We start from the raw sequence: 15,883 nt of genomic DNA on the forward strand, positions 1-15,883 counted from the left end.
AACGGACTCCGCGGGGTGGTCGAGACAGAGGTGTCAGGCCAGGCGCTCGCGCATCCGCTCGAGGTAGGCCACCTCGGCGGTGTTGGCAGCTAGGGCGATCGCCGCGGTGTACGCGGCGCGCGCATCGAGGGTGCGGTCGAGGCGGCGCAGCAGCTCCGCGCGCACCGCGTGGAAGCCGTGATAGCCGTCGAGCGCCGGGGCGAGCGCGTCGACCAGCGTGAGGCCCGCATCCGCGCCGTCGCGCTCCGCGATCGCCACCGCGCGGTTGAGGCGCACGATCGGCGAGGGGTCGAGTCGCGCCAGCTGGTCGTAGAGGGCCACCACCTGCACCCAGTCCGAGCGCTCGCCGTCGGTGTGCACGGCGTTGATCGCGGCGAGCAGCTGGTAGCGGCCGGGGGCCTCGCCGGATGCCAGCCGCGCCCGCACGAGCGCGTGCCCCTCGGCGATGCGCGCCGCATCCCACAGGCCGCGGTCCTGCTCGTCGAGCGGCACGAGCTCGCCGAGCGACGACACCCGCGCCGAGCGGCGGGCGTCGGTGAGCAGCATCAGGGCGAGCAGGCCGGCGGTCTCGCCGTCGTCCGGCAGCAGCTGGTGCAGCATCCGGGTGAGCCGGATCGCCTCGCCGCTCAGCTCCTCGCGCACCGGCTCGGTGTCGGCGCCGCTCGCGAGGTGCCCCTCGGTGAAGATCAGGTACAGCACCGTCAGCACGCCCGCCAGCCGCGCGGGCAGATCGGATGCCGCGGGCACCCTGTACGGGATGCCGGCCGCCGCGATCTTCGCCTTCGCGCGCGTGATGCGGGCCCCCATCGTGGTGTCCTGCACGAGGAACGCCCGCGCGATCTCGGGGACCGAGAGCCCGCCCACCATCCGCAGGGTCAGCGCCACCCGCGCCTCCATCGCGAGCGCGGGGTGGCAGCAGGTGAAGATCAGCCGCAGCCGGTCGTCGTCGATCGCGCCGAGCGGCTCCGTCGCGGTGTCGTACACGAGCATCGCCTCCCGGTGCCTGGCGTCGCGCGTGCTCTCGCGACGGATGCGGTCGATCGTGGTGCGGGTCGCGGTGGTGCTGAGCCAGGCGCCCGGGTTCGGCGGGATGCCGTCCCGCGGCCAGCGCTCGGCGGCCGTCGCGAACGCCTCGGCGGCGCCCTCCTCGGCGAGGTCGAGGCTGCCGAAGCGCTTCGCGAGCGTCGCCACCACCCGCGCCCACTCCTCGCGGTGGGCGCGGGTCAGGGCCTCGCCGGCATCCATCCGGGATACTGCGGGGGCGCCAGCAGCGGGCGCACCTCGAGCTTGCGGTTGCAGGCCCGCGAGCCCTCGGTCATGAGCGCGATCGCCTCGTCGAGGTCGCGGGCCTCGATGATCCAGAACCCGGCCGCCCACTCCTTCGTCTCGACGAACGGCCCGTCGGTCAGCACCGGCGTCTCGCCGCGGTTGTCGATCACCGTCGACACGGTCGGGTCGGCGAGCCCCCCGGCGAACACCCAGTGCCCGCCCGCGATGAGCTTCTCGTTGAACGCGTCGATCGCCACCATCTCCTCGGCGGTGCCCGAGTTGGTGCGGCTGTCGATGACGTTGATGAGGTACTGCATGGTCCGATCCTCCTCCTCGCCGCTCCGGGTGGGCGGCCTCACCTCTGCAACGAACGGGGTGGGGCCATTTCGACACGGATGCCGGAATCCGTCGAGACGATCAGCGGCGGATCGACGCCGTCACCGTGAACTTCGGGCCGCGCGCGAGCTGCCGCGTCGGCCCCACGAGCCGCTCGAGCACCGGCCGGTAGCCGAGGTGCGAGTTCCACACCACCCGCAGCTCGCCGCCCGGGCGCAGCACGCGGGCGGCATCCGCGAACAGCCGGTGCGCGATCTCGGTCGTCACGGCGGCGCCCGCGTGGAACGGCGGGTTCAGCACCACCAGCTCGGCGGATGCGTCGGCCTCGCCCGACAGGCCGTCGTCCTGCCGGGTCTCGACGGCTACACCGTTCGCTGCGGCGGTGAGCGCGGCCGACTGCACCGCGATCGCCGACACGTCGCAGGCGAGCACCCGCGCCCGCGGCAGGCGCCGGGCGAGCTCGACCGCCACGATGCCGGTGCCGCACGCGAGGTCGACGGCGCGGTCCGCATCCGGCAGGGCGTCGAAGGTGGCGAGCAGCGCGCGGGTGCCGATGTCGAGGCTCGCGCCCGCGAACACCCCGGGCACCGCGACCACCTCCACGCCGTCGACGGAGGCACGGCGGGGTTCCGCCGCCTCGACTGCGCGCGGCTCACGGGCGACGATGATGCGCGACTTCGCGCGGGCGTGGCCCACGTCGATGCGGTCGAACGCGGTGGCCAGCACCTCGTTCTGGGTGGGGGTCATGTGCTTCACGCGCCCGCCCGCGAGCACCACCACCTCGGGCCCCGCGGCGCGCGCCACCGCTCGCGCGACCGCGTCGAGGCGGTCGAGCGAGCGCGGCATCCGCAGCAGCACGAGCGAGGTCGCGGGCGTCACGACCGCGGCGAGCGGATGCGGCGCCCACCCGGCCGCGCCGGTCACCTCCGCGTTCCGGGCGAGCGCGCGCTCGCCCACGACCGAATCCTGGTGCACCCGCACGCGGGCGGCCCCGAGCGCGAGCGCGCTGAGCGTCAGCGCGCCGTGGGTGTCGTCGACCACCGCCACCTCGCCCGCGAGCGCGTCCGGGAACTCGCCGGCCGCGTAGTCCAGCAGGTACCGGTCGGCGGCATCCCACGCGCGCAGCCCGGCACCGCCGACATCCGGTTCGCGCGCGAGCGCGTCCAGCAGCGCGTCGAGCTCGTCCACGCCCTCGACGCTAGCCGGGCACCGCACTCAGGACTGCACGTTGCGCACGAAGTTCGCCACGTGCTCGCGCAGCGTCGCGATCCGCCGCTCGCGCTCGGCGTCCAGGTCGAAGCCGACGTAGGCGAGCGTCGGTCGCTTGCGCACGTTCGCCGAGCACTGGAACTCGGCGCACACCAGGGTGCCGACCGTGTCGCCCTTGCGTCCGGCGGCGCCGGCGCGCTTCGTGCTGAACAGCACCACGTCGTTCGGCAGCTGCACGTCCTCGCACCACGAGCACTGGGCCCCGAGCTGCGGCGACTTGCGGTCGCGCCAGCCGAGGAAGTCGAGGCGATCCCAGTCGAGCTCGCCGAAGTCGGCGGGCAGCAGCAGGTTCTGTCGCTCACGGAGCGACGCGTTGAGGAACGATCCGCGGATGGCGGACTCGTCGATGGGGTGCATGGAGGTACTCGTTTCGTGTGGTCTCGCTGCCGCGAGAGGGTGAGGGTGTCGTGCGAAGAGGGCAGCGACTACCTCGTGCCGACGCGGAAAGCGCCGACGACCTCCTGACGCCCTGCGGGCTGAGACGGAACACGATGCACCCGACGAGCCTACGCGGGCCCGCGCTCAGGCGCCCGCGCGCAGCCCCTCGACGAGCGGCGTGGTCGGCCGGCCGATGAGCCGCGAGAGCTCACCCGTGACCTCGCCGAGCAGGCCGTCGCGGATGTTGGCGTCCATCGTCACCACGAAGCCGATCGTTCCGGCGTCGAGCCCGGCCGCCTCGAGGGCCGCGCTCTGCTCCTCGGGGGTCTGCGCCACGTATGCGATCTCGCGCCCCAGCACCTCGCCGATGGCGGATGCCAGCTCCGCGTGGGTCCAGGCGACGTCGCCGCCCAGCTCGTACACGGCCCCCAGGTGCCCGTCCTCGGTGAGCACCACCGCTGCGGCCTCGGCGTAGTCGACCCGCGAGGCGCTCGCCACCTGACCCTCGCCGGTGCTCGACGCGACCACGCCCGACTCGCCCGCCTGGGCGAGGGTGCCGAGGTAGTTCTCCGTGTACCAGTTGTTGCGCAGGATCGTCGCGGGGATGCCGGATGCCGCGATCGCCTCCTCCGTGCCCTTGTGCTCGCCCGCCACGACGAGCTCCGAGGTGGTGGCGCGCGGCGCGCTCGTGTAGACGAGCTGGCCGCCGCCCGCGGCGGCGGCGGCCTCGATGACGGCGGTGTGCTGGGCCACCCGCTGCCCGAAGTCGGTGCCCGAGATCAGCAGCACCTTGTCGGCACCGGCCACGGCATCCGCGATCGAGGCGGCATCCGCGTAGTCGAGGTGCACGGTCTGCACGCCGCGGTCGGCGAGGTCGGCGAGCTTCGCGGTGTCGCGGGCTCCCGCGCGGATGTCGGATGCGGCGACGCCGCGCGCGAGCAGCGCGTCGATCACGAGGCGGCCGAGGTGCCCGGAGGCGGCGGTGACGAGGATGGTCATGGGGTGTCCTTTCGACGGTTCGCGGGGTGCAACCGCCCGGATCGCCCGGTACTTCCCAGCGGAGAGTACCCACTTTTCGGTAAGGTACTGGCATGACGGTAAGCGTCTCCGAGCTGCGCGCCCTTCCCGGCTTCGACGACACCCTGCTCACCGAGGGCTGCCCCACCCGCGTCGTGCTCGACCACGTCACCAGCAAGTGGGGCGTGCTCGTGCTGCTCGCCCTCAGCGACGGCACCCACCGCTGGGGCGAGCTGCGCCGCGCCGTCGACGGCATCAGCGAGAAGATGCTCGCCCAGACCCTGCGCGTGCTCGAAGGCGACTCGCTCGTGCTGCGCGACGCGCACCCCACCATCCCGCCGCACGTCGAGTACTCGCTCACCGCGTCCGGGCGCGAGCTCGTCGACCGCCTGCTGCCGCTCGTCGAGTGGATCGCCCGCAACACCGACCGGATGCTGCCGCCCGCCGAGCGAGCCGCCGGCTGACGCTCCCAGCCGCCGCACGGCATCCGCACAGCGCCCCCGGGGCGCCCGACGCCTAGCGTCGGAGGGTGACCGACATCCTGCCCACCACCGGCACCCCCACCTCCGCCGACCTCGCCGTCTACCGCGGCCTCTTCCAGTCGATGACCGGCTACGACGCCACCACCGCGGGCGCCGACGGCGAGGTGCCGCTGCAGGTGATCAAGAACCTGCAGAAGCGGGTCGCCGCCTTCCACCTCTCCTACAAGTTCGCGATCGACGAGCTCACCACCAAGATCGAGATCCTGCAGGAGGAGTTCGAGCACACCCACGACTACAGCCCCATCGAGCACGTGCGCACGCGGCTGAAGTCGATGGACTCGATCATCGAGAAGGTGCAGCGCACCGGCACCCCGCCGGATGTCGACAGCGTGCGCGCCCGCATCCGCGACATCGCCGGCGTGCGCATCACCTGCGCCTTCGTCGCCGACGCCTACTGGGTCGCCGACATGCTCATGGCGCAGACCGACCTCGAGGTGCTCGAGATCAAGGACTACATCGCCCACCCGAAGGCGAACGGCTACCAGAGCCTGCACCTCATCGTGACGGTGCCGGTGTTCCTCTCCGACCGCACCGAGCTGGTGCCGGTCGAGATCCAGCTGCGCACGATCGCGATGGACTTCTGGGCGAGCCTCGAGCACAAGATCTACTACAAGTACGACCGCGAGGTTCCGGCGCAGCTGGTGGCCGAGCTCACGGCTGCGGCGGATGCGGCGCGCGCCCTCGACGCGAAGATGGCGCGGCTGCGCGAGCAGGTGCGCGCGCTCCCCGAGTGACCGTGTGACGGTGCCGCCTGACACGATGGGGGCATGAGCACCAGCGTCGGCGTCATCTTCACCCCGTCCCGTGAGCCGGAGGCGCTGCGCGACTTCGTGGTCGAGGCCGAACGGCTGGGCCTCGACGAGGTGCTGCTCTTCGAGGACTGCTTCCGCGAGTCGGGCATCGCCACGGCGGTCGCGGCGCTCGCGGCGACCAGCCGCATCCGCGTCGGGATCGGGGTGCTGCCGATGCCGTTCCGCAACGTCGCGCTGCTGGCGATGGAGGTGTCCACGATCGAGCGGCTGTTCCCGGGGCGCCTGCGGCTCGGCGTCGGCCACGGGGTGCAGAGCTGGATGGGGCAGGTCGGCGCACGCCCGGCCTCGCCGCTCACCCTCATGCGCGAGTACGTGCCGGCACTGCGCGCGCTGCTCGCGGGGGAGCGTCTCGACGTCGCCGGTCGCTACGTGACGCTCGACGGCGTGCAGCTGAACTGGCCGCCCGCCTCGCCGCTGCCGGTCTGGGCGGCCGGCGAGGGTCCGAAGACGCTCGTGCTCACCGGCGAGGTCGCCGACGGCACCATCCTCACCACCGGCACCCCGCCCGAGGCGGTCACCGCGGCCGCCGCGCTCGTCGCGCAGGGCCGCGAGTCGGTGGGGCGCGGCGGCATCCAGCCGCTCGCCGCGTTCGTGATGACGGCGTTCGGCGACCGGGCGGATGCGCGCCTCGCCGCCGAGCTCGCCGCCTGGGGCTACGAGGGCGAGCGCGCCGCGGGCGTCGCCGGGTCGGTCACCGAGGTCGCCGAGCAGCTGCGCCCGTGGGTCGACGCGGGGGCGTCGTCCCTGCTGCTGCAGCCCCTCGACGACGAGACCGACCTGCCCCGGTTCCTCGCGAACTGTGCCGAGGTCGCCGCCCTCGTGCGTTAGGGCGCCGGGTACGGCGACGCCGCCAGCACCCCCGCGAGGTGCGCCGCGTTCGCGGCGGCGGTCGCCGTGGCGGCATCCGTCGACTCGCGCGGCGTCTGCAGGTCGACGTAGTCGGTGCCGTGCATCGCCTCGCCGTTCCAGTAGGTGCAGCCCTGGGCGGGGATCGTGAAGCCCACGTCGCCGAGCGCCTGGAACACATCCGCGCAGATGTGGTGCGCGCCGTCCTCGTTGCCGACGACCGCCACGATCGCCACCTTGCCGAACATCGTCGGGCGCCCGGCGGCATCCGTCTCGGCGAGCTCGGCGTCGAGCCGCTCGAGCACCCGCTGGCCGACGCTCGCGGTCTGCCCCATCCAGGTGGGGGTGGCGAAGACCAGGATGTCGGCCGCGAGCACCTTCTCGCGCAGCGCCGGCCACGCGTCGCCGTCGCCCATGTCGGTCTCGACCCCCGGGCGGATGTCGTGGTCGACCACGCGCTCGAGCTCGCCCTCGACGCCGTGGTCCGCGAGGGCGGCGAGCACCTCGCGTGCGAGCTTCTCGGTGCTCGAGGTCTCGGGGCTGGGCTTGAGCGTGCAGTTCAGGGCGAGTGCGGTGAGAGCCATGCCCCGACGCTAGGCAGGGCGTCGGCGCGCGACGAGGGGGTTGACGTGCGCGGCGTCAGGTGAGACCTTCCGCCGTCTGCTCGAGCTCGGACGCCGGGGCCGGCCGCTGCGTGGCGATCGCCGTTCCGGCCGCCGCGCACACCAGCAGGATCGCCACGAGCTGCACCGGCCCGAGGCGCTCGCCGAGCACGATCCACCCGAACACCGCCGCCACGACGGGGCCGAACGAGGTGATGATCGCGTACAGCCGTGCGGTGATGCGGCGCAGGATGAAGGTGTCGAGCGCGTAGGGCAGCGCCGACGACAGCACCCCGATGCCGAGCAGCAGGCCCGCGACCGGCCACGAGAACTCGGCCGACGGCAGGGTGAACGCGGCGATCGGCAGGATCAGCGCGAGGCTCACGATGCTCGCCACGGTGAGCCCCTCGAGGCCCGGCAGGCCGAGCGCCACCCGCCGCGTCAGCAGGATGTAGGCGGCCCACCCGGCGGCGGCGACGAGCGCGAGCACCACACCCCACACGTCGATCGTGCCCTCGAGCCCGGTGAGCAGCACGACCCCCGCACCCGCGACCACGACGCAGCCCACGTCGAGCAGCCGCCGCGAGGTGGCGAGGGCGAGCAGCAGCGGCCCGAGGAACTCGACGGTCGCGGCGATGCCGAGCCCCAGCAGGTGCACGGCCTCGTAGAACGACAGGTTCATGACGGCGAGCGACACCCCGAGCGCGACCGCCGGCCAGAGCCTCCGCCAGGTGAGCAGCGCGCGCCGCGGGCGGTAGAACGGCAGCAGCACGACCACCATCACGAGCTGCCGCGCGGCGACCACGATGGGCGAGCCCACGAACGGGATGGCGACGCCCGCGAGCGCCGACCCCAGGTTGATCGACACCTCGGTGCCAACCTGGGTGGCGGCGCCGACGGTCGTGCGTCGTCTGCTCGCCCCGGGCACCTCGTCCACCTCCCCATTCTGGTGCCCGCCGGTGACGTCGCCCGCACGGGTGCCTATGCTCGGATGCATGGCAGAGGAGCCCGCTCTCGACCCGCGATACGACCCCGCCTTCCAGCGCGGCTACGGCGATCGGCCGGTGAGCACCGGAACCCGTTCCGCGGCGGCGCCGCACGTCACGAGCGCGCTCCAGCGCCCCGCCGTGCGCGAATTCGGCGCGACTCCCGAGCCGGACCGCCCCGAGGCGATCCCGGATGCCGCTCCCGCCGCCGCGCCGCAGACCGCGACCGAGGCGACCCCCGCATCCGTGGTGCAGGTGGCACCCGCGCTGCGCCCGCCGTGGACGAACCCCTTCGCGATCGCGGTGACGATCATCGGCATCGCGGTGTTCGGGGTGGGGGTGTGGCTGCTGCAGGAGACCTACCAGCTCACCCAGTCCGAGACCGGATTCCAGACGCAGGCCGACTACTGGTTCCTGCAGTGGGGCATGATCGGCGGCCCGATCTTCGCGGGCCTCGGGGTGGCGATCCTCGTCGCGGTGCTCGTGCTGTGCGCCGCCTACTGGGCGCGGCGCCCGCTCCCCGACGAGCGGGACTGACGCGCCCCCGTTCTCGCTCTTCCGCTCGGCGGTGCGACGGGCCATGATCTGATCCAGATCCTCGCAGCACCCGTTCGCATCCGCTGTCAACCTCCGAGAGGCTGTCGGCCGTCATAGAGACGTGAGCATCGCCGTGGCCGAGAGCACCCAGGTGGACCTGGATGCCTTCGTCGCGACCGAGTACCCGAAGGTCGTGGCGGCCGTCGGGCTGATCACGGGCAACCGGCAGGATGCGGCCGACGCCGTGCAGGACGCCCTCGTGGGCTTCCTCGCGAAGCCGCCCGCCCGTCCGATCCAGAACCTCGCCGCCTGGATCACCGTGGTCGCCTCGAACCGCGCCCGCGACCTGCAGCGCTCCCGCGCCGCCGAGTCGCGTGCCCTCGAGAAGGTCGGCGTGACCGACGAGTCGGTCGACGCGGAGCTCGCCGGACTCGACATCGACGTGCAGGCGGCGCTCATGGCGCTGCCGCCGCAACAGAAGGAGGTGTGCGTGCTGCACTACCTGCTCGACCACTCGGTCGAGCAGATCGCCGAGGGTCTCGGCGTCAGCATGGGCACCGTCAAGACCCAGCTGCATCGGGCGCGCAAGGCGCTCGCCGCACGATTGGGACCCGACCGGGGAGAGGAGGAGCACGATGGCTGAGCTCGACGAGCTGCTGCGCGATTCGTTCGCACGCATCAGCGAGCAGACCACCACGCCGGCGCGCGACTCCGCCGGTGTCGCCGAGGCCATCCGTGCGCGGGTGGCGGCCGGCGACACCGGCGCCCCGGCCGCGGGGTCGACCGCACCCGGATGGGGCGGGATCGGCCTCGGCGGCGTGCTCGGCGCGATCGGCCTGGTCGTGGTGGCCGGGGTCGCCGGAGCGTCGCTCGGACTCGCGGGGGTCTTCGGGCACCCGCTCGTCGAGCAGCCGACGGTCGCGGATGCCGCGCTCGCGACCACGGCATCCGCCCACCGCTGCGTGGGGGGCGACGTGATCGGGCAGGTCGCCGCCGACACCCGCGTGCTCGCGGTCGCGCGCAGCGACGACGCGAGCTGGATCGGCGTGCGCAACCCGTCGACGCTCACGGGCACCCTCTGGTTCCCGGCGGCGGTCGTCGCGGGCGACTCGGGCACCGACTGGGAGGCGCTGCCCGTGGGCGGCGCGTGCCCGACCACCGTCGTGGCACCGCTGCACCCGACCGAGTCCCCCGCTCCCACCGAGGAGCCCGCACCCGCGCCGAGCCCGACGCAGAAGCCCGCTCCGGCGCCTCCGGCTCCCGCGCCCGACACGACGGCGCCGACGCTGCAGGTCGGCGCTTCGCGCTCGGCGATCGACTACAACTCGTCGACGCAGGCCAACCGGGTGAGCGTTATCACCGCATACGTCACCGACAACGTGGGCGTCACCTCGGTCACGGCCACCTGGGCGGCCTCAGGAAGCGCGCCGGCGGGGAGCGCCGCTCTCACGCCGTCCGGAGGCAACTGGGCGTTCACCTACGGACCGGTCTTCGTTCCCACCGGGACAACGCAGGTCGTGACGATCCTCGTCACGGCGAAGGACGCCGCCGGGAACAGCACGACCAAGTCCATCCCCATCACCGTCGAGGCGGTGCTCGGATGACTCCCCGTTGGCTCCTCCCCGTCGTCGCATCCGGCGCCGCGATCGTCGTCGGCGTCACCGCAGCGGTCGTCGGGGCGCAGTTCGCCGCACCCGAGACGCGCGCGGTGGCGGCGCCCACCGTCGAGGTGCCCGTGCTGGCGCCCGTCACCTCCGGCCTGAGCCTCGCCGACACGATGGCCGCCGCGGGCGACGACGGCATCCCGGTGAGCGTCGAGACCGGCACCCGCGAGGTCGCCGACGCGGGCGCGACCAGCCCCGCGATCCCCGACGATCTGGCGACCCTGCTCGACGACCTCGCCACGGCCGACGACCCGGCCGAGGTGCCGCTGTCGGATGACGCGGGGGGCATCGTGGGCGGCGGCCCGGCGGGCGACCCGTGCGCCGACGGCGGCGCCGACTGCCCCGAGGGGGTGCCCGGCACGATCCTGCCGGTCGACGGCGATCTGCCGCTCAGCTACAGCCTGTACGTCGACACCCGACCCACCTCGAGCTGCCCGAAGGCGACCGCACCCGATGCGGTGCAGTTCACGGTGTTCGTGAGCGAGCCGTCGACCTTCACCGTCACGAGCTCCGACGGCTGGCACCACCCCACCGCGACCATCACCACGACCGACGCCCAGGCCGAGCGGTGGGCCGACGACGGCGGCCCCGCCATCGGCGGGGGGACGCCCGTCTGGATCCCCAACTGCGTCGAGCTCGACGGCTTCCTCTCCGACACCCTCGTGATGATGCGGGCCGTCGGCACCACCGACGACGGCCGCACCAAGGCGTTCGCGTTCTCGCAGCGCACCGACGACGGCCTCGACATCCCGCCGACGCGCATCGTGACCGTGGGCGCGAGCACCGTCTTCGTCTCCGCCGCGCACACCCGCAACGAAGACGTGCAGATCCTGGTGCAGAGCTCGCCCGACGGCACGCCCGCGTGCACCTACGGCGAGGATGCGCCCGGCATCCGCTCGATCGACGGCGTGCGCACCGAGGACGTGTCGGACGACTACCTCGCCGCGCACTCCTACGAACCCGACTACACGAAGCGCACGAGCGCGAGCTTCATCGTGCCGCCGGGCACGAACGTGATCGTCTGCGTCGGCTGGTTCCCGAAGACCGATCACCGCTTCTTCACCCGCCAGCACCCCACGCGCGTGAGTGAGCTGCCGCTCGTCAGCCCGAGCCCGTCGGCGCCGACCGTCACCGTCTCGGCCGTGGAGTACACCCGCGAGGTGGCCGCCCGCACCGCGCGGCTGAGCGCCCGCACCGAAGACGGCACGCCGTGCGGCCTGTGGAACGCGGGCGACGCCGTCGGCAACGTGCTGTGCTCGTTCGGAACGCTGCTCGGCTGGCAGGACGCCGACGGCGCGCTCGTGGTGCGCACCGAGGTCGACACGGCATCCGGCACCGCCGCCAACGACGTGCTGCTCGACATCGGACTGCTCTCGTGCGACGGCGGCTGCGCGGCCCGCGAACGCGACTACGACGTGCCGCTGTCGACCTACATCCGTCCGCGCGGCATCTGCTCGGGCGACTGCCCCGTCGACCCCGGCCAGATCGTCGGCGTCGTGCGCCTCACCGCGAGCTGGCCCGCCAACGACGGCGCACACCCCGGCTGGACGTTCGGCGACTGGTACGAGGGGGGCAACCGCGTCGCCCACGACCCCGCCCCGCCGCTCGACATCACCCAGGAGGTGCGCCTCGGCGCCGTCGACACGGCCGACCGCAGTCAGGATGCGACGCTCAGCGTCGTGAGCGACCGCCCGGTGTCGGTCTCGGCGCGGCTCGAGGACGGGTTCGGGGGTGCGGCCTGCGTGCGGGCCGGCGGCTCGGCCGTCTGGGAGTCGACCTTCGCCTCCGCCACCCAGACGGTGGTGTTCCCGAAGCTCTGCACCGGGTCGGGGTTCGTGCTCACGCTGACGCTCACGGATGCCGCCGGAGGCACCTCGGTCTACTCCTGGCACCGCGACGGCACCCGCAACTGGTGGCCCGCCCAGTTCCAGACCGCATCCGTGCCGAGTCCGGTCGTCATCGACGACCTCACGATCAGCGACGGCACCGACGCGGCCTGGTGGGTGGAGTCGGCGCGCGTCGAGGTGAACTACGACGACGCCCGCCTCGGGCTGCCCGCGGAATCGCAGCGCTGCTGGGTGGGCGGCATCCACGGACTGCACTCCGGCTACACGACCATCGCGCTGTCGGAGCGGTTCCCGGTGCGGGTGCGCGCCTCGCTCCGACCGGCCACCGCCGCCCCGGGGGTGACGACGCCCGACTTCCCGACCCACGCCTGCACGACGGACTGGGACTACCGCAACCGGGTGAGCGTCGAGCTCGAGGGCTGGATCAGCTACGACGACTACCTCGTGGGCTCCGAGGTGACCCTCACCGATCCCGACACCGGCTGGACGGCCGTCGTGCGTCTGAGCCCCGAGCTCTGACCCGCGGGCCGCGGGCGCGAGCTGTCGAGACCCCTCAGCGGGACTCGGGCGTCTCGTCCGTCGGCGCCGGCTCCTCCGCGAGGGGGGAGGGCATCACGAATCCGGGCGGGGCCTGCGGAACCTGCGGAGCCGGCGGTCCGGCGAACCCCGCCGCGGGCTGCTGCGGGGCGACGACGTCTGCGGCCGGGGCGGGCGGGGTCGCCACGTAGGGTGCAGCGGATGCCGCGGCGGCGTTCGCCTGACGGAAGGCGGAGCGCAGCACGGCGAAGCATCCGATCGCGCCGAACAGCAGCGCGAGCAGCAGGTCGCCCACGTAGTCGCCGAGGGCGGAGGGGAGCACCTCCCCGAACCAGCTCCAGAAGTCGGGCAGCGTCACGATCTCGACCCAGCCGAGTCCGGTCTCCTCGGACACGATCTGCACGGCGTCGAGCACGATGCCGGCGAAGAACGCGATCAGGAGCGTGCCGGCGGTGATGCCGGTCACCACGAAGGCGCCGGCGCGGCTGATCGGACCGCGGGCGCCGAACCGGTAGAGCCACAGGGCCGCGAACGCGACGCCGAACGCGACGATCGACGCGATGAAGCCGAAGCTCCAGATGAGCAGCCAGACCGCGACTCCCACGGGAAGCGCGATGAGGGCGAACAGGGCCCCGCGCAGAACCTCCTCACGCGGTTCGAAGGGAGGGAGGTAGCCGGGTGCGGTGGATTCGTAGCTCACGCGTTGAGGCTAGGGTCACCGTGTACCCGAGGGGTACCAGGCGCTGTACCCCATTGCTGGGGTCAACTCTGGCAGCTCGGGCACCAGGTGACGACGCGCTCCTGGCCCTCCACGCGTCCGAGCTCCCCGCCCTCGAGTCGTGTGCCGCACCGCAGGCAGGTCTGGCCGGTGCGGCCGTAGACCCAGCTGCGACGCCCGGGTCGCAGGTCGCCCGTGGTCGAGCGGGTCCAGCGGCCGCTGTTGGCCAGCAGCATCCGGTGCGCGAGGGCGGCCAGGCCCGGCACGTCGTCGACCTCGCCCATGGGGCGGGTCGGCAGCACACCGCGCACGAAGCACAGCTCGTTCGCGTAGACGTTGCCCACCCCGGCGAGGTTGCGCTGGTCGAGCAGGGCGGTGAACACCGTGGCCGACGGGTCGGAGGCGAGCCGCCGGGCGGCCTCGTCGGCATCCCAGTCGGCCCCGAGCAGATCGGGGCCGAGGTGGCCCACCGCCCGGTCCTCCTCGGCGGTCGGCAGCACCTCGAGCACGCCGAGCTGGAAGCCCACCGACTGCGTCTCGCCCGCCGTCAGCACCGCGCGCGCCTGGTGGGCGGGGCGCGTCCACCGTTCGCCCCCGCGGAACAGACGCCAGGCGCCCTCCATCTTGAGGTGCGAGTGCACCGTCCGGTCGCCGATCCGGTGCAGCAGGTGCTTGCCGCGCGAGACCACCTCGCGCACCGTCTCGCCGGTCAGGTCGATCGTCGCGAAGGCCGGAACCCGGAAGTCGGATGCGGTGAGCACGCGCCCCGCGAGCGCGTCGTGCTGCTGACGCGCGGTGCGGTAGACGGTGTCCCCCTCGGGCATGTTCGCACCGTACCCCACCTGCCCGCCGTTGCTGCATTTCTGGGGCGTGCGCTCGGCACCGGATGCGCGCCCCGCCGCCCACGGCGGATCCGCCCCGGGCGGATACCGCCCCACGGCCGCGCCCGGCCGCGCAGCATGGCCCCATGAGCGACGAACCCCGCCCCATCCGCTTCACCGACACCGTGCGCCGCGAGCTGTACGAGCAGCGCGTCATCGTGCTCGACGGCGTGCTCGACGACGACAACGGCACCCTGCTCGCCACCCAGCTGATGGGGCTCGCGTCCGCCGACCCGGCATCCGACATCGCGCTGTGGATCAACTCGCCCGGCGGCTCGGTGCCGTCGATGCTCGCCATCCGCGACCTCATGCGGCTCGTGCCGTGCGACGTCTCGACCCTCGCGATCGGGCTCGCCTGCAGCGCCGGGCAGTTCCTGCTCTCATCCGGCACGCCCGGCAAGCGGCGCGCGCTGCCGCACGCGCGCATCCTGATGCACCAGGGCTCGGCGGGCATCGGCGGCACCGCGGTCGACGTCGAGCTGCAGGCCGCCGACCTGCGCTACACGCGCGACGTCGTGCTGGGGCTCATCGCGGCCGACACCGGCCAGAGCCTCGAGCGCGTCTTCGACGACTCGCTGCACGACCGCTGGTACTCGGCCGAGGAGGCGCGCGACTACGGCTTCATCGACGAGATCGTCGACGACTTCGCCCGGATCGCACCCCCGCGTCGCACGCGCGGCACCGGCTTCACGGTGGGGAGCGCGGCATGACGAGCTACACGATCCCCAACGTCATCGCCCAGCACCCGCGGGGCGAGCGGATCATGGACGTCTACTCGCAGCTGCTCACCGAGCGCGTCGTCTACCTCGGCACGCCGATCGACGCGGGCGTCGCGAACGTGCTCGTGGCGCAGCTGCTGCACCTGGAGGCCGACAACCCCGACCGTGACATCCAGCTCTACATCAACTGCGAGGGCGGCGACCCGAGCGCGATGCTCGCCGTCTACGACACGATGCGCTACATCCGCCCCGCCGTCGCGACGACGGTCGTCGGGCAGGCCGTCGCCGTGGGGGCGGTGCTGCTCGCCGCCGGCGCTGAGGGCAAGCGCGCGGCGCTCCCGCACGCGCGGGTGGTGCTGCACCAGCCGGTGTCGCAGGGGCGGGGGGCGATCCCCGACCTGATCCTGCAGGCGGATGAGGTGGTGCGGGTGCGCGCCGACATCGAGGGCATCCTGGCCCGCCACACCGGGCAGACCGTCGAGCGGCTGCGGGCCGACACCGACCACGACCGCGTGTTCACGGCATCCGCCGCCCGCGACTACGGCCTCGTCGACGTCGTGATGGAGGAGCGCGGTCAGGCGGCGAGCGCGAGGGTCGCCCGCACGTCCGCCTGAGCCGGTTGCGCGGGGGCGAGCTCGCGCAACCGCTCCGAGACGCCGAGCGTGAGGTCGACGAGGCCCGTGTCGAGGGCGCCGGCGACGGCCGCGATCATCTCGCTCGAGGGCTCCTTGAGCCCCCGTTCCATCTCGGAGAGGTACTGCGGTGAGACGCCTGCGCGTCGTGCCGTCTCGGTGAGGGTCTGCCCGCGGTCCTGACGGATGCCGCGCAGCTGGTCGCCGAGGAGGTGCCGCCACAGCGGCTCGGGGTCGGTGCTCGCCATGGCCTCACCCTAGGCGCGGGGTCGAGGCCGCGTCCCGCCCGTC

19 protein-coding genes are annotated in these 15,883 nt (G+C 73.3%); 9 read left to right on the forward strand and 10 right to left on the reverse strand.

Annotated elements, in window-relative coordinates; all coding sequences use genetic code 11:
* Nucleotides 1-33: 33 nt before the first annotated feature.
* From NUH29_RS03335 to NUH29_RS03355, 5 genes are all read right to left on the reverse strand, one after another.
* Nucleotides 34-1,245 (reverse strand): RNA polymerase sigma factor, encoded by a 1,212-nt coding sequence (locus NUH29_RS03335; protein ID WP_258797543.1) that lies wholly within the window; start codon nucleotides 1,243-1,245, stop codon nucleotides 34-36.
* Nucleotides 1,224-1,586, reverse strand: coding sequence for a YciI family protein (locus tag NUH29_RS03340; RefSeq protein ID WP_258797545.1), 363 nt, complete (start codon nucleotides 1,584-1,586; stop codon nucleotides 1,224-1,226). The genes NUH29_RS03335 and NUH29_RS03340 overlap by 22 nt, the downstream gene beginning before the upstream one ends.
* Before the next feature lie 100 nt (nucleotides 1,587-1,686).
* Nucleotides 1,687-2,793: a class I SAM-dependent methyltransferase gene (locus tag NUH29_RS03345; RefSeq protein WP_258797547.1), complete on the reverse strand. Its 1,107-nt coding sequence runs from the start codon at nucleotides 2,791-2,793 to the stop codon at nucleotides 1,687-1,689.
* A 27-nt stretch (nucleotides 2,794-2,820) separates the two neighbouring features.
* Nucleotides 2,821-3,231: an FBP domain-containing protein gene (locus NUH29_RS03350; protein ID WP_258797548.1), complete on the reverse strand. Its 411-nt coding sequence runs from the start codon at nucleotides 3,229-3,231 to the stop codon at nucleotides 2,821-2,823.
* 165 nt (nucleotides 3,232-3,396) lie between these two features.
* Nucleotides 3,397-4,251: an SDR family oxidoreductase gene (locus NUH29_RS03355; RefSeq protein WP_258797549.1), complete on the reverse strand. Its 855-nt coding sequence runs from the start codon at nucleotides 4,249-4,251 to the stop codon at nucleotides 3,397-3,399.
* Nucleotides 4,252-4,343: 92 nt separating this feature from the next.
* Here NUH29_RS03355 and NUH29_RS03360 point away from each other — a divergent pair, with 92 nt between their 5' ends.
* The 3 genes from NUH29_RS03360 (at nucleotide 4,344) to NUH29_RS03370 (ending at nucleotide 6,451) form a co-directional block, all read left to right on the forward strand.
* On the forward strand, nucleotides 4,344-4,733 hold the full coding sequence (locus tag NUH29_RS03360) for a winged helix-turn-helix transcriptional regulator (protein WP_258797551.1): 390 nt from the start codon (nucleotides 4,344-4,346) through the stop codon (nucleotides 4,731-4,733).
* Nucleotides 4,734-4,798: 65 nt separating this feature from the next.
* On the forward strand, nucleotides 4,799-5,545 hold the full coding sequence (locus tag NUH29_RS03365; protein WP_258797552.1) for a GTP pyrophosphokinase: 747 nt from the start codon (nucleotides 4,799-4,801) through the stop codon (nucleotides 5,543-5,545).
* 33 nt (nucleotides 5,546-5,578) lie between these two features.
* Nucleotides 5,579-6,451, forward strand: coding sequence for an LLM class flavin-dependent oxidoreductase (locus tag NUH29_RS03370; protein WP_258797553.1), 873 nt, complete (start codon nucleotides 5,579-5,581; stop codon nucleotides 6,449-6,451).
* Here NUH29_RS03370 and NUH29_RS03375 read toward each other — a convergent pair.
* Together NUH29_RS03375 and NUH29_RS03380 are read right to left on the reverse strand one after the other, a co-directional pair.
* On the reverse strand, nucleotides 6,448-7,053 hold the full coding sequence (locus NUH29_RS03375) for a flavodoxin family protein (protein ID WP_258797554.1): 606 nt from the start codon (nucleotides 7,051-7,053) through the stop codon (nucleotides 6,448-6,450). The two genes, NUH29_RS03370 and NUH29_RS03375, sit on opposite strands and share 4 nt — an antisense overlap.
* Nucleotides 7,054-7,108: 55 nt before the next feature.
* Nucleotides 7,109-8,008, reverse strand: a complete 900-nt coding sequence (locus NUH29_RS03380; RefSeq protein ID WP_258797556.1) for an EamA family transporter — start codon at nucleotides 8,006-8,008, stop codon at nucleotides 7,109-7,111.
* A gap of 58 nt (nucleotides 8,009-8,066) precedes the next feature.
* Between NUH29_RS03380 and NUH29_RS03385 the strand changes: the two genes are divergently transcribed.
* The 4 genes from NUH29_RS03385 (at nucleotide 8,067) to NUH29_RS03400 (ending at nucleotide 12,624) form a co-directional block, all read left to right on the forward strand.
* Nucleotides 8,067-8,594 (forward strand): tetraspanin family protein, encoded by a 528-nt coding sequence (locus NUH29_RS03385; RefSeq protein WP_258797557.1) that lies wholly within the window; start codon nucleotides 8,067-8,069, stop codon nucleotides 8,592-8,594.
* Between the two features lie 121 nt (nucleotides 8,595-8,715).
* Entirely contained in the window at nucleotides 8,716-9,237 is a 522-nt protein-coding gene (locus NUH29_RS03390) for an RNA polymerase sigma factor (RefSeq protein WP_258797558.1), read from the forward strand.
* Nucleotides 9,230-10,198 (forward strand): hypothetical protein, encoded by a 969-nt coding sequence (locus NUH29_RS03395; protein ID WP_258797559.1) that lies wholly within the window; start codon nucleotides 9,230-9,232, stop codon nucleotides 10,196-10,198. The genes NUH29_RS03390 and NUH29_RS03395 overlap by 8 nt, the downstream gene beginning before the upstream one ends.
* Nucleotides 10,195-12,624: a hypothetical protein gene (locus tag NUH29_RS03400; RefSeq protein WP_258797560.1), complete on the forward strand. Its 2,430-nt coding sequence runs from the start codon at nucleotides 10,195-10,197 to the stop codon at nucleotides 12,622-12,624. Before NUH29_RS03395 ends, NUH29_RS03400 begins: the two co-directional genes overlap by 4 nt.
* Before the next feature lie 34 nt (nucleotides 12,625-12,658).
* Here NUH29_RS03400 and NUH29_RS03405 read toward each other — a convergent pair whose 3' ends face one another.
* The gene (locus NUH29_RS03405) at nucleotides 12,659-13,342 is read right to left on the reverse strand and encodes a hypothetical protein (protein WP_258797561.1); all 684 of its coding nucleotides are present in this window, start codon (nucleotides 13,340-13,342) and stop codon (nucleotides 12,659-12,661) included.
* A gap of 62 nt (nucleotides 13,343-13,404) precedes the next feature.
* On the reverse strand, nucleotides 13,405-14,184 hold the full coding sequence (locus NUH29_RS03410) for a DNA-formamidopyrimidine glycosylase family protein (protein WP_258797562.1): 780 nt from the start codon (nucleotides 14,182-14,184) through the stop codon (nucleotides 13,405-13,407).
* 143 nt (nucleotides 14,185-14,327) lie between these two features.
* Here NUH29_RS03410 and NUH29_RS03415 point away from each other — a divergent pair, with 143 nt between their 5' ends.
* Entirely contained in the window at nucleotides 14,328-14,951 is a 624-nt protein-coding gene (locus NUH29_RS03415; protein WP_258797563.1) for a ClpP family protease, read from the forward strand.
* Nucleotides 14,948-15,574 carry a ClpP family protease gene (locus NUH29_RS03420; protein ID WP_258797564.1) on the forward strand — a complete coding sequence of 209 codons (627 nt, stop codon included), beginning with the start codon at nucleotides 14,948-14,950 and terminating at the stop codon, nucleotides 15,572-15,574. Before NUH29_RS03415 ends, NUH29_RS03420 begins: the two co-directional genes overlap by 4 nt.
* Here NUH29_RS03420 and NUH29_RS03425 read toward each other — a convergent pair.
* On the reverse strand, nucleotides 15,535-15,840 hold the full coding sequence (locus NUH29_RS03425; protein WP_258797565.1) for a helix-turn-helix domain-containing protein: 306 nt from the start codon (nucleotides 15,838-15,840) through the stop codon (nucleotides 15,535-15,537). The genes NUH29_RS03420 and NUH29_RS03425 overlap by 40 nt on opposite strands.
* Nucleotides 15,841-15,883 lie beyond the last annotated feature (43 nt).

Origin of the sequence: Protaetiibacter mangrovi, assembly GCF_024752305.1 — a bacterium.
In the GTDB taxonomy this organism is placed as follows: domain Bacteria; phylum Actinomycetota; class Actinomycetes; order Actinomycetales; family Microbacteriaceae; genus Homoserinibacter; species Homoserinibacter mangrovi.

Excerpts from the sequence above, each read along its gene's own strand:
- NUH29_RS03415 (WP_258797563.1), top strand. The coding sequence starts at position 14,328 with ATGAGCGACGAACCCCGCCCCATCCGCTTCACCGACACCGTGCGCCGC.
- NUH29_RS03375 (WP_258797554.1), bottom strand. The coding sequence starts at position 7,053 with ATGGCTCTCACCGCACTCGCCCTGAACTGCACGCTCAAGCCCAGCCCC.
- NUH29_RS03395 (WP_258797559.1), top strand. The coding sequence starts at position 9,230 with ATGGCTGAGCTCGACGAGCTGCTGCGCGATTCGTTCGCACGCATCAGC.
- NUH29_RS03360 (WP_258797551.1), top strand. The coding sequence starts at position 4,344 with ATGACGGTAAGCGTCTCCGAGCTGCGCGCCCTTCCCGGCTTCGACGAC.
- NUH29_RS03420 (WP_258797564.1), top strand. The coding sequence starts at position 14,948 with ATGACGAGCTACACGATCCCCAACGTCATCGCCCAGCACCCGCGGGGC.
- NUH29_RS03340 (WP_258797545.1), bottom strand. The coding sequence starts at position 1,586 with ATGCAGTACCTCATCAACGTCATCGACAGCCGCACCAACTCGGGCACC.
- NUH29_RS03350 (WP_258797548.1), bottom strand. The coding sequence starts at position 3,231 with ATGCACCCCATCGACGAGTCCGCCATCCGCGGATCGTTCCTCAACGCG.
- NUH29_RS03425 (WP_258797565.1), bottom strand. The coding sequence starts at position 15,840 with ATGGCGAGCACCGACCCCGAGCCGCTGTGGCGGCACCTCCTCGGCGAC.
- NUH29_RS03335 (WP_258797543.1), bottom strand. The coding sequence starts at position 1,245 with ATGGATGCCGGCGAGGCCCTGACCCGCGCCCACCGCGAGGAGTGGGCG.
- NUH29_RS03385 (WP_258797557.1), top strand. The coding sequence starts at position 8,067 with ATGGCAGAGGAGCCCGCTCTCGACCCGCGATACGACCCCGCCTTCCAG.
- NUH29_RS03410 (WP_258797562.1), bottom strand. The coding sequence starts at position 14,184 with ATGCCCGAGGGGGACACCGTCTACCGCACCGCGCGTCAGCAGCACGAC.
- NUH29_RS03400 (WP_258797560.1), top strand. The coding sequence starts at position 10,195 with ATGACTCCCCGTTGGCTCCTCCCCGTCGTCGCATCCGGCGCCGCGATC.
- NUH29_RS03355 (WP_258797549.1), bottom strand. The coding sequence starts at position 4,251 with ATGACCATCCTCGTCACCGCCGCCTCCGGGCACCTCGGCCGCCTCGTG.
- NUH29_RS03370 (WP_258797553.1), top strand. The coding sequence starts at position 5,579 with ATGAGCACCAGCGTCGGCGTCATCTTCACCCCGTCCCGTGAGCCGGAG.